Origin of the sequence: Bacteroides congonensis (assembly GCF_900130125.1) — a bacterium.
Classification (GTDB): domain Bacteria; phylum Bacteroidota; class Bacteroidia; order Bacteroidales; family Bacteroidaceae; genus Bacteroides; species Bacteroides congonensis.
This window is the reverse complement of the sequence record NZ_FQXY01000011.1, coordinates 975916-987326: the sequence shown is the minus strand read 5'-3', so window position 1 is coordinate 987326 and position 11411 is coordinate 975916. Positions and strand designations below refer to the sequence as shown.

General features: G+C 45.4%; 9 protein-coding genes. 5 read left to right on the top strand and 4 right to left on the bottom strand.

From position 1 onward, the window contains the following. Positions 1–218: 218 nt before the first annotated feature. The gene (locus tag BQ7997_RS21305; RefSeq protein WP_008760134.1) at positions 219–395 is read right to left on the bottom strand and encodes a histone H1; all 177 of its coding nucleotides are present in this window, start codon (positions 393–395) and stop codon (positions 219–221) included. Positions 396–542: 147 nt separating this feature from the next. Between BQ7997_RS21305 and BQ7997_RS21300 the strand changes: the two genes are divergently transcribed. From BQ7997_RS21300 to BQ7997_RS21280, 4 genes are all read left to right on the top strand, one after another. Then, complete coding sequence (locus BQ7997_RS21300) at positions 543–1190, top strand: AlbA family DNA-binding domain-containing protein (RefSeq protein ID WP_073347956.1); 648 nt, start codon at positions 543–545, stop codon at positions 1188–1190. Positions 1191–1223: 33 nt separating this feature from the next. Continuing rightward, positions 1224–2612, top strand: a complete 1389-nt coding sequence (locus tag BQ7997_RS21295) for an alanine/glycine:cation symporter family protein (protein WP_073347955.1) — start codon at positions 1224–1226, stop codon at positions 2610–2612. A gap of 112 nt (positions 2613–2724) precedes the next feature. Further along, positions 2725–3357, top strand: a complete 633-nt coding sequence (locus BQ7997_RS21290) for a hypothetical protein (RefSeq protein WP_044653515.1) — start codon at positions 2725–2727, stop codon at positions 3355–3357. A 360-nt stretch (positions 3358–3717) separates the two neighbouring features. Then, the gene (locus BQ7997_RS21280) at positions 3718–5853 is read left to right on the top strand and encodes a KamA family radical SAM protein (RefSeq protein ID WP_073348499.1); all 2136 of its coding nucleotides are present in this window, start codon (positions 3718–3720) and stop codon (positions 5851–5853) included. Here the strand turns inward: BQ7997_RS21280 and BQ7997_RS26030 are convergent. The 3 genes from BQ7997_RS26030 to BQ7997_RS21265 are packed head-to-tail and all read right to left on the bottom strand — an operon-like array spanning position 5850 to position 10719. Next, positions 5850–5972, bottom strand: a complete 123-nt coding sequence (locus BQ7997_RS26030) for a hypothetical protein (protein WP_262481160.1) — start codon at positions 5970–5972, stop codon at positions 5850–5852. The two genes, BQ7997_RS21280 and BQ7997_RS26030, sit on opposite strands and share 4 nt — an antisense overlap. 7 nt (positions 5973–5979) lie before the next feature. After that, a complete protein-coding gene (locus BQ7997_RS21270) occupies positions 5980–7575 on the bottom strand; it encodes a SusD/RagB family nutrient-binding outer membrane lipoprotein (RefSeq protein WP_073347953.1) in 1596 nt (531 codons plus the stop codon). Between the two features lie 15 nt (positions 7576–7590). Then, positions 7591–10719, bottom strand: coding sequence for a SusC/RagA family TonB-linked outer membrane protein (locus BQ7997_RS21265; RefSeq protein WP_073348498.1), 3129 nt, complete (start codon positions 10717–10719; stop codon positions 7591–7593). Positions 10720–10827: 108 nt separating this feature from the next. On the opposite strand from BQ7997_RS21265, the gene BQ7997_RS21260 reads away from it, so the two are divergent. After that, positions 10828–11406, top strand: a complete 579-nt coding sequence (locus BQ7997_RS21260) for a uracil-DNA glycosylase family protein (protein ID WP_073347952.1) — start codon at positions 10828–10830, stop codon at positions 11404–11406. The last annotated feature ends 5 nt before the right edge of the window (positions 11407–11411 follow it).

Here is an 11411-nt window from a genome sequence, read left to right as displayed (position 1 = left end):
AAACAAGTTGTATGAGACCCGGGTGTCGTACAACTAATTCTTGCAGTATGTTATTTCCTGCTTTATTATTAATCATATACTCAATCACTATTGAGCATAAGCATTCAGCTCATAAACCTACCAAAATGAGTTTTCAGCCAAATAGAAAAAAGTAAGAGGGTCTGTCGCTTACGACAGACCCTCCTCTTTTTTCTAATATCTTAGTAGTCTTCTAACTATTAGTTCTTAGAAGCTTCCAAAGATGCTTTACGGAATTCTTTCATTGCTTTTTCGATTTCCAAAGAAGCCTTACGAGCACGAGTTCCTGCTGCTTTGTTACCGTTTTCAATCTGAGCGTTAGCATCTTTTGAGAAGTCAGCATAAAGAGCTGCTACTTTTTCTACCAATTCTTTCATAATCCTTTTATTTTTTTCGTTAATAATGTGCCGCAAAAATACACTGTTTCCTGAAATAAACGCATAAAAACAATATTTTTTTTGAATTATTCCCCGAAAATTATGCAAAAAAAGGGGTTTTCACCTTTTTTATCTACCTTTGCAGTCATGAAACCGCTTACAGATACCGATTATATACATGCACTGATTGCTGAAGGTGAGCATCAACAACAGGATTTTAAGTTCGAAATTTCCGACGCACGCAAAATAGCCAAGACTCTCTCTGCTTTTGCCAACACCGACGGAGGACGGTTACTTATTGGTGTAAAAGACAATGGGAAAATCGCAGGGGTACGCTCCGAAGAGGAGAAGTATATGATTGAAGCTGCCGCACAACTTTATTGTGTGCCGAAAGTGGAATACACCCTGAAAACATATATAGTGGAAGGAAGACAGGTCTTAGTGGCTACCATCGAAGAAACTCCCCACAAACCGGTATATGCCAAAGACGAAACGGGCAAACCGCTCGCCTATCTCCGCATCAAGGATGAAAATATATTGGCAACTCCTATACATCTCCGTGTATGGCAACAAAGCGACAGCCCGCGTGGAGAACTTATCCGCTACACTGAGCGCGAACAGCTTTTACTGGAACAACTGGAACGGGGAGCATTACTTTCGCTCAACCGCTATTGCCGTCAGACAGGAGTTTCACGCCGGGCTGCTGAACATCTGCTTGCCAAATTTGTTCGTTATGATATTGTGGAGCCTGTATTCGAAAATCATAAATTTTACTTCCGGATGAAAAGCGAATGACCACAAACAATATTGGATACTTAATACTTAACTATGACTTTTATCAATGAAATAAATGATATTCTTTGGACGTATATCCTAATCATCATGCTTTTAGGATGTGCCGTTTGGTTCAGCATACGGACACGCTTCGTGCAGTTCCGCATGATTCGCGAAATGATTGTGTTGCTCAGCGAATCTGCCGGAAAAGGGAAACACGCGGAGAAACATGTGTCGTCTTTCCAGGCATTTGCCATCTCTATCGCCAGTCGTGTAGGGACGGGAAATCTTGCGGGAGTGGCTACGGCTATCGCTATCGGTGGTCCGGGGGCTATCTTTTGGATGTGGGTGATTGCCTTACTGGGGGCTTCGAGTGCTTTTATTGAATCTACGCTCGGACAGTTGTATAAGATACGGGGGAAAGATTCTTTCATCGGAGGACCTGCTTATTATATGAAGAAGGGGTTGAAACAGCCGTGGATGGGGATGCTTTTCGCTGTGTTGATTAGTGTTACTTTCGGGTTTGCGTTCAATTCTGTGCAGAGTAATACGATTTGTGCTGCCGCGGAACATGCGTTCGGTTTCAATCATGCCATATTGGGTGGGGTGCTGACGATCCTGACGTTGGTTATCATTTTCGGCGGTATTCGTCGGATTGCCCGTGTCAGTAGTGTGATTGTGCCGGTGATGGCGTTGGGGTATATTGGTTTGGCGCTGGTGATTGTGGTTCTTAATATCAGGCATTTACCGGATGTTATCGCGCTTATTGTCAGTCATGCTTTCGGATGGGAACAGGCGTTGGCGGGCGGAGTCGGCATGGCGCTGATGCAGGGGATCAAGCGGGGTCTGTTCAGCAATGAGGCGGGTATGGGTTCGGCTCCGAATGCGGCGGCTACGGCTCATGTCAGCCATCCGGTAAAGCAGGGGTTGATACAGACTTTGGCTGTTTTTACGGATACGTTATTGATTTGTACATGTACGGCTTTTATTATTTTGTTCAGCGGGGCGCCGTTGGATGGTTCGGCAAACGGGGTGCAGCTTACTCAACAGGCGTTGACAAATGAAATCGGGGCGTCGGGTAGTATCTTTGTAGCTGTGGCTCTTTTCTTCTTTGCTTTCAGCAGTATTTTGGGAAATTATTATTATGGTGAGGCTAATATACGTTTTATTACTCAAAGGAAGTGGGTGCTTCATGCGTACAGGATTTTAGTCGGCGGGATGGTGCTTTTCGGCTCACTGGCTACGCTGGATATGGTATGGAGTCTGGCAGATGTCACAATGGCGTTGATGGCTATCTGTAACTTGGTGGCTATTCTTTTCCTCGGGAAGTATGCAATCCGGTTGCTCAATGATTACCGGGTGCAGAAGAAAGCGGGGATTCAGAGTCCTGTTTTCAAAAAAGAGACAATGCCGGACATCGAAAAGGACTTGGAATGTTGGTGAAACCCAACTGTTTTTTGTACCTTTGCGCGCAAAGTATCAAGTGGTTGGAATGCAGCATGACTACCACACGTTCAAATAGTAAATTGTAAATAATAAAATTGTAAATATAACAATGGGCTTATTTGGTTTATTCAAGAAGAAATCCGATGAAACGAAAGTCGGCAATGTAGAAGATTTCATATCTCTGACACGGGTTTATTTCCAGTCAGTTATCGCCACTAATCTTGGTATTACAAATATCCGCTTCTTGCCGGACGTGGCTAATTTTAAACGTTTGTTTAAAGTGCCTACGCAGAATGGCAAGTTGGGGCTGGCGGAGAAGGCAGCTTCCCGCAAGATGTTGATGCAGGATTATGGGTTGAAGGAGAGTTTCTTTAAAGAGATAGATACTTCGGTGAAACGCAATTGCCGTACACAGAATGATATTCAGTCGTATTTGTTTATGTATCAGGGATTCTCTAATGACTTGATGATGTTGATGGGGAATCTGATGCAATGGAAGTTCCGTATGCCGTCTATCTTCAAGAAGGCTCTTTACGGCATGACGCAGAAGACGGTACATGATGTTTGCACCAAGACGGTGTGGAAAGCGGACGACGTGCATAAGACGGCGACGGCCGTACGTCAGTACAAGGAGCGTTTGGGATATTCGGAACAGTGGATGACGGATTATGTGTATAATATCGTTCTGCTGGCCAAGAAAGAGCCGAAACGGAAGAACGATGACACGGAAACGAAAAAATAAGTTGCTTTAAATGTTAGAAAATCGTAAAGATTGACATGATAGAAAAAGCGGGGGTTTTGTACTTCCGCTTTTTTTGTTATCTTTATGTACTTTTTTCTTTTGTCTTGATACAAAAGAAAAAGTACCAAAAAGAAAAAATCAAGGCTGCGTCTGCCCGGCTCCTTCGGTCTCATCCCCGGCGTCAAAAAGGGCAGAAACTCGCTTCGCTCAAACAGTCTGCCCTTTTTGACGCCGGGAATAAGACCTACGCTTGACGCCGTTCAGACGAGGCCGGGGGAACCATGCGGGGTGTGGGGGCTACTCATGTTTTTAGACTTATACTTTATAATAAACAACAATAATAAAAAGGATAGATTGCTTATGAAACAAAAGAAAATGCTTACGCTTACTTTTTCACAGTTGAAACAAATTTATAATCAGGAGATACCGGAATTGGTGGAGATAGCTGAGGGGAGCGTTACTGTTGACGACTTTAAGGCTGGGTTGCTGAGATTTCTGGAGTCTTGTGGTATGAAGGATGGGGCTGCGGAGGAGGCGAGGGAGCAAATTCGACTTTTACTTCAGTATGATGGGGTGGATGTGCACGAACTGTCTACAGGACAGGATATGCCGGTACGGACGATTCGGTTGCTTTATGAGTTTCTGATGGGGACGTTGGAGAATATGGAGATGCCGACGGATTTGTTTATTGAGATTTTTCAGATGTTCAGGCGGTTAAAGGGAGATGTAGTGCCTTTGCCGTCGGCTCAGCGTATCAAGAGCCGGAATGACCGGTGGGAAACGGGGTTGGACGAAGAGGTACGCGAGGTGCGGGACGAGAATAAGGAACGGATGCTGCATTTGCTGATTCAGAAGATTGAGAACAAGAAGTCGAAGCCTTCGGTGCGTTTTCACTTTGAGGACGGGATGAGTTATGAGGAGAAGTACCGGTTGGTGAGTGAGTGGTGGAATGATTTCCGCTTTCACTTGGCGATGGCGGTGAAGAGTCCGGGGGAGTTGAACCGGTTCCTGGGGAATTCGCTTTCGTCGGAGACTATGTATTTGCTTTATCGGGCGCGGAAGAAGGGGATGCCGTTTTTTGCGACTCCTTATTATTTGTCGTTGCTGAATGTTACGGGGTATGGGTATAATGACGAGGCGATTCGGAGTTATATTCTTTATTCGCCGCGGTTGGTGGAGACGTATGGGAATATTCATGCGTGGGAGAAGGAAGACATTGTAGAGGCAGGAAAGCCGAATGCGGCGGGGTGGTTGTTGCCGGACGGGCATAATATTCACCGGCGGTATCCGGAAGTGGCGATTCTTATTCCTGATACGATGGGAAGGGCTTGTGGCGGACTTTGTGCTTCTTGTCAGCGAATGTATGATTTTCAGAGTGAACGGTTGAATTTTGAGTTTGAGTCTTTACGGCCGAAGGAATCGTGGGAACGCAAGTTGCGGCGGTTGATGACATACTTTGAAGAGGATACGCAGTTGCGGGATATTCTTATTACCGGTGGGGATGCGTTGATGAGTCAGAATAAGACGCTTCAGCATATTTTGGATGCGGTGTACCGGATGGCTGCGCGGAAGCAGAAAGCGAATCTTGAACGGCCGGAAGGTGAGAAATATGCGGAGCTGCAACGGGTACGGTTAGGGTCACGGTTGTTGGCTTATTTACCGATGCGCATCAATGACGGACTGGTGGAACTTTTGCGGGAGTTTAAGGAAAAGGCTTCGGCTGTCGGGGTGAAGCAGTTTATTATCCAGACGCATTTTCAGACGCCACTGGAGGTGACACCGGAAGCTAAAGAGGCGATCCGGAAGATTCTTTCTGCGGGATGGATTATTACGAATCAGTTGGTATATACGGTGGCGGCTTCGCGACGAGGACATACTACACGGCTTCGGCAGGTGCTCAATTCTTTGGGGGTGATGTGTTATTATACTTTTTCCGTGAAGGGATTCAATGAGAATTATGCGGTATTTGCGCCGAACAGCCGTTCAATGCAGGAGCAGCAGGAAGAAAAGATATATGGACGGATGACTTCGGAGCAAGCGGAAGAGTTGTATCGGATTCTGGAGACGAAGGTGGGAACGGAAGAGGAGACCAAAGAGGATGTTGCCAAACAGTTGAGACGCTTTATGAGAAAGCATCATTTACCTTTCCTGGCTACGGATCGTAGCGTATTGAATTTACCGGCTATCGGTAAGAGTATGACTTTCCAGTTGGTGGGGCTGACGGAAGAAGGGAAACGTATTCTGCGTTTTGAGCATGATGGTACGCGCCATCATAGTCCGATTATCAATCAGATGGGACAGATTTATATTGTGGAGAATAAGTCGTTGGCGGCTTATCTGCGCCAGTTGGCGCGAATGGGGGAAGACCCGGAAGATTATGCTTCCATATGGAGCTATACGAAAGGGGAAACCGAACCTCGCTTCAGTCTTTACGAGTATCCTGATTTCCCCTTCCATATTACTGATAAAATGAGTAATTTAAGTATTGAGGACTAATCCTTTTCTTCTTTTACACGTATTACTATATTTGCTATAATTGTAGTTAGCCCGCCGGTGGTGATTCCCGAAGAGAATATGCTTCGAATCGCTTCGGGGGCTTGTTGTAATACGTCCATAATTTTTTTATTCCAGGTTGTTATTTCCTGTATCCCACCAAAGACGTGTGCCGCCATGGTCTTCTCCACCCAGAGCTTCAACGAGGGCAAGATATTGTTCCGGATCTTCCGTTTGCAGGGTGCCGGGGAAGTTGAGACGGCGTACCATGATTTCCGTATCTATGCATCCGTTTTTGCTGTGATTGAAGCGCACGGGGAACAAGCGGGGATAGCCTGTCCGCCTTTGTTCAGCCCAGGCTTCACAGCCTTCGGGAAACATGGCAATCCATTTTTGAGTGATTATCTTTTCGAGTTTCGTTTCCTTATCGTCCTGCCGGTTCCATTTGGGTGAGACTTTGCAGCGGGCTTCGATGTTGTTTTCTTCGTCGTAGGTGTCGATAAAGTCCGAAGCGGTCAGTTCGCTTTGCAGGTAGTCTTCTACACCATAGACTCCCCATTGTTGGAAAGAGGTAATCACTCCGTTCCGATAGCAGATTTCTTCATCTTCGTCTGTCCAACCACGTAAAGCGGCTTCAGCACGCAGGAACCAGATTTCCGAAGCGGTCATCAGAGGGGCATTGGTAGATTGGGTGACAGAGAGTTTTGACAGTCCGGCATAATGATTGTGGGCAAAGCAGGTTCCCTGACGGATGCCACGATATCCTTTATTGAGTTCTGCGTCCGTACAAGGTGCGAAGTAGGCCTTAAGACGAGGGTCATTATAGCCGGTAAGGATGGATTCCATAGGGGCACTCATATAGGTTTCTTTCCAAACGAGGTTGAGTTCTCCCAACGGGTTGGTATATCCCGATTGGGTGGAGACTGACGCTCCCTCAGCTGCCATTTCAAAGAAACCGTAGTCGTTTTCCTTTATTTTCGCAATTTCAGTCTGTGCCTTGTCGGAAGCAACAGATGCAAGGCGCATGGCAAGGCGCAGACGTAGGGAATTGGCGAACTTCATCCAGGAGGAATATTTGCCATCCAGCAATATATCGAAACGGGCGAAGCCGTTGGCATCCGGATTTTCCTCTATATAGCCGGTAAGGGCGACCACGGCAGAGTCGAGTTCGTTGAAGAATTCATAATAGACATCCTTTTGGGTGTCGGGACGATAATGTTCGGCTGCGTTGGCGAAGTTTTTGTAGATGATAGGGCCGTAATAATCCGTCACCCGATGCATGGCTTCTACCTTTAGTATTTTGGTGATAGCGAACAGAGCCGGTTGCGTGTTACGGGTGGCATTCTCCGATTGATATATTTGAGGAAAGATATACGAATACATATGCGTCCACATGGCACTGTTCCAACCGTCCTGCATATTATAGTCGGAGTTGTGCGAACCACCGTTCAGTGGTTTGCCGTCATGCATATAGCCACTGAACATATCCGCATTCAAGTTCTGTATCAACTGGAAAGGCCAGTTTTTTCCTTTTCCGAAGTCGTAATTAAAGTAAATGCCTTGTTGGATAATCCCTATGCGGATTCCATAGCCGTTGTCATCAATAATCAGGTCATCGTCCGTGATGCCGGACAAGTCGGTATTATAGTCACGGAAGTTTCCGGTACATGCAACGGAAAGCAGCAGTAAACCTACCAGATATAGATGTATATATTTCTTCTTCATTCCTCTCTCCTACTTTTAAAATTCACATTTCACCGAGAAGCCCAGACTCCGGGTAGTGGGCATTCCGAATACTTCGATACCCTGGTTGTCATTTCCTGTAGAAAGTACTAAATCAGGGTCAAAAGGAGCTTTCTTATACAAGAAACAAAGATTGCGGGCTACAAACGCAAGCTGCACATCTTTCAGAACTTTCGTTTTCTGCAACCATTGCTTGGGGAGATTATAGCTTAACGACACCTCGCGCAATCGCAGGTTGGTGGCATCATACATATAGTACTCCGTCACTCCGGCACGTCCGCCCACTGTCTTGTAGAATCCTTTTACATTGTTTATCTTCTGCCCTTCGAGTATGACATATCCCCTATCCCGTGCATCTGCTGTTACCTCCGAAACTCCGTAAAGATCCATTTCCGCTTGTGTCTGCGACAGCACTTCACCGCCATAACGCCAGTCAAGCAAGAAGTAAAGGCTGAAACCTTTGTAAGAGAAGGTATGGTTCCATCCCATCATAAAGACAGGATTGGCATTTCCTACTTTTATCGTATTTCCGTCTCCTTCCACTGACGGAAGTCCTTTATTATCGCCTTCTGTTTCGTAGACAATATTTCCTTTGTCGTCACGCACAAAGGCTTTACCATAAATATCGCCGATAGAACCGCCTTTTATAAGTTTCATTGCATAGCTGGAAGAGAAACTAGTAGGCCCATACACCATCTCTTTCAGATCATCATGCAATTTCACAATTTTATTCTTGTTGGAAGAGAAGTTCAGAGAGGTTTTCCAACTAAAATCAGAGTTCAATACCAGAGTCGCGTTCAGTATCACTTCCCATCCTCGGTTCTGAATATTTCCGGCATTTACATATCGGAAAGCAAATACATCTCCTGCAAGTGCGGGAAGTTTGAAAAACTGATTATAAGTATTGGTACGATAATAAGTCAGGTTAACTCCCAAGCGATGCTGAAAAAATCGCCATTCCGTTCCAAATTCGATGGCATGAGTCATTTCCGGTTCCATTTCTCTAAAAGGAGCCGCATCATTCGCCTGCATCTCTCCGCCGGCATTGATATGTGAAGAGGGATTGGTTATATGCGGTGGAATATCGTTACCTACCTTACTGTAAGCACCACGCAGCTTTGCAAAAGAAACCCATTCGGGCATCTTCACCCATTTATCGAGCAATATGGAAATACCGGCAGAAGGGTAAGCAAAGCCCGATTTTTCATGCGTTGTATGAGAGAGGGTGGACGCCCAGTCATTGCGGGCTGTCAAGTCAAGGAATATTTTTTCCTTATAGCCAATCTGCGCCGTACCAAAGAGTGATTGCAACTGACGATGCGCATCTATTTTCTGGTCGATACTGGCAGAACTATTCATCACAATATTGGCGATATTAAACACATTGGCAAAATGCAAAGAAGCATTCTTCGAGTCGTAGCGGGTAGAGTTTGTAACTCTATCATTGATACTGCCGCCGATAGCCGCATCCAGCGTAAAATCGCCCCAGGTTTTCTTGAACATAGCCATGATGTCACCATACATCTGCGTCTCCTGATAATCCATTTCAATATACCGCCCGTTTGCTCCGCACAAAGCGGTAGCAGTGGAAGCATAGAATTGCTGACGTAACTTATCGCTCCAATAATCCATATTGCCACGAGCCTGAATCGTCAACCAGTTATTCACCTTGAAACTTGCCGAGAGTGCAAGGATAACGCGCGTACGTGTTTCCTTACTTTGTATGCGGTTCACAATCCAATAGGGATTCTGCTCGAAGTCCTCGGTAAACGTATGCCAGTTTTGTACGCCCAGTTTTCTTTCGGCATCATAGGTTTCAAAGTTATCTTTATAATAAGATAAATCCTCTCCCCGGGGAAAGCGGTAAAGTCCTACCAACGGATTCATATAGAAACCACCTGAAACAGGCTTGTTCTCCACTGTTTGCTTCATGACATTAACGTTACCGTCCAGTTTCAGACGTTTGTTGAACATGGTAGCCGTTTCACGCAAATTGATATTGTGTTTTCTCAGTTTATTCTTGTCAATAATCCCTTTTCCGGTTGTATTGGCATAAGAGAAGTAAGTTTGCAGGCTTTCATTTCCGTAGCTTACGGATACGGAAGTGATGGACGTCAGTCCCGTACGGAAGAAATCTTTCAGAGTATTATTCGTCGGCAAGTACCCCTTCTCCCCCCAACTGTCTACCGCATCACTTACTCCATAATGATTTTGCATTTCAGGCAAGCTGAACGCTTTATCAAAAGTTAATCCGGTGGAAAAATGAATATTTCTCTGTCCGGTAGAATTTCCTTTCTTGGTAGTAATAAGAATTACGCCATTGGCTGCCATACTTCCATATAGAGCAGCGGCGGGAGCACCCTTCAGGATACTGATACTTTCCACATCTTCCGGATTCAGATTCGAGATACCGTCTCCCCCATCCCTGTTTCCGGCATTGGCTGTTCCGCCGATAGCTGAATAAGATTGTTCCGAAGAAGTATTGGACATCGGTACTCCGTCTATTACATACAGCGGCTGGTTATCTCCGAAAGCCGAACGGATACCACGAAGACTGATTTTTGCCGAGCCACCCATACCGGATGAGTTCTTATTGACTTGCACCCCGGCAGCTTTTCCGGCAAGGGCGGTAATCATATTGATTTCTTTTACGCGGCTGAATTCTTCTCCTTTTATTTTCTGGGCGGAATAAGCCAGTGTAGCCTCATCCTTTTCAAGTCCCAAGGCGGTCACAATAACATGGTCAAGCTCTATGGCACTCTCCTGAAGGGTGATTTCGAGCATGGTTCTGCCTGCCACCTTGACTTCTGTTGTCTCATAGCCAATAAAGGATATTTGTAAAACAGCGCTGTCCGGCACGGACAAGAAGAAATTCCCGTCAATATCGGTCACAGTTCCGTTGGCTCCTCCTTTCTCACGTACAGTTGCACCGATAAGCGGTTCACCTTTGGTATCGACAACACGCCCCCTTACTGTCGTTTTATCAGCAGGGGTTTCTACTGTTTGTTTTAACACTTGTTGCTCTGAAGCATAACATTTTTCACTCAGGAAAAAGAACAGGCTTATTAAACAGCAACTAACAACTACTCTTACTCTCAATGATATTACGTTAGACCATGCATTCATTATGCTGCAAAAATAACTAATTATTTTAAATATAGCATTTTTCCGCATTGATTTTGAGGGAAATAAATAGAATCATTATTTTTGCAAGAAATTAAATAACGCATAAAAATGGAAATCGAAAAACATCCGTTAGAACCGTTTCTCCCCGCGAAAACAAAACTACTTATGCTGGGGAGTTTTCCGCCACAGAAGAAACGATGGTCGATGGACTTCTACTATCCGAACCTGAACAATGATATGTGGCGCATTTTCGGTGTTTTATTCTTCAATAACAAAGATTATTTCCTGAACGAGACACGAAAAGCGTTCGTCCGCGAACGGATTATAGACTTTTTGAACGAAAAAGGGATTGCGCTGTTCGATACGGCTTCTTCTATTCGCAGATTGCAGGATAATGCTTCGGACAAGTTTCTGGAAGTGGTGGAAGCCACCGACGTAGCAGCATTGCTTCGTCAGCTTCCCGAATGTAAGGCAATCGTCACCACGGGGCAAAAAGCTACGGATACGCTCCGGCAGCAGTTCGATGTGGAAGAACCGAAAGTAGGCGATTACGCGGAATTCGTTTTTGAAGGACGGGCTATGAGGTTATACCGTATGCCTTCTTCCTCGCGGGCCTACCCGCTGGCATTGGACAAGAAAGCGGCTGCTTACCGGATTATGTATCAGGATTTGCAGCTACTATCATAAGTATA

What these genes read in the sequence shown, in the direction of transcription:
- BQ7997_RS21305 (WP_008760134.1), bottom strand. Translation starts at nt 395, where the DNA reads ATGAAAGAATTGGTAGAAAAAGTAGCAGCTCTTTATGCTGACTTCTCA.
- BQ7997_RS21300 (WP_073347956.1), top strand. Translation starts at nt 543, where the DNA reads ATGAAACCGCTTACAGATACCGATTATATACATGCACTGATTGCTGAA.
- BQ7997_RS21295 (WP_073347955.1), top strand. Translation starts at nt 1,224, where the DNA reads ATGACTTTTATCAATGAAATAAATGATATTCTTTGGACGTATATCCTA.
- BQ7997_RS21290 (WP_044653515.1), top strand. Translation starts at nt 2,725, where the DNA reads ATGGGCTTATTTGGTTTATTCAAGAAGAAATCCGATGAAACGAAAGTC.
- BQ7997_RS21280 (WP_073348499.1), top strand. Translation starts at nt 3,718, where the DNA reads ATGAAACAAAAGAAAATGCTTACGCTTACTTTTTCACAGTTGAAACAA.
- BQ7997_RS26030 (WP_262481160.1), bottom strand. Translation starts at nt 5,972, where the DNA reads ATGGACGTATTACAACAAGCCCCCGAAGCGATTCGAAGCATATTCTCT.
- BQ7997_RS21270 (WP_073347953.1), bottom strand. Translation starts at nt 7,575, where the DNA reads ATGAAGAAGAAATATATACATCTATATCTGGTAGGTTTACTGCTGCTT.
- BQ7997_RS21265 (WP_073348498.1), bottom strand. Translation starts at nt 10,719, where the DNA reads ATGAATGCATGGTCTAACGTAATATCATTGAGAGTAAGAGTAGTTGTT.
- BQ7997_RS21260 (WP_073347952.1), top strand. Translation starts at nt 10,828, where the DNA reads ATGGAAATCGAAAAACATCCGTTAGAACCGTTTCTCCCCGCGAAAACA.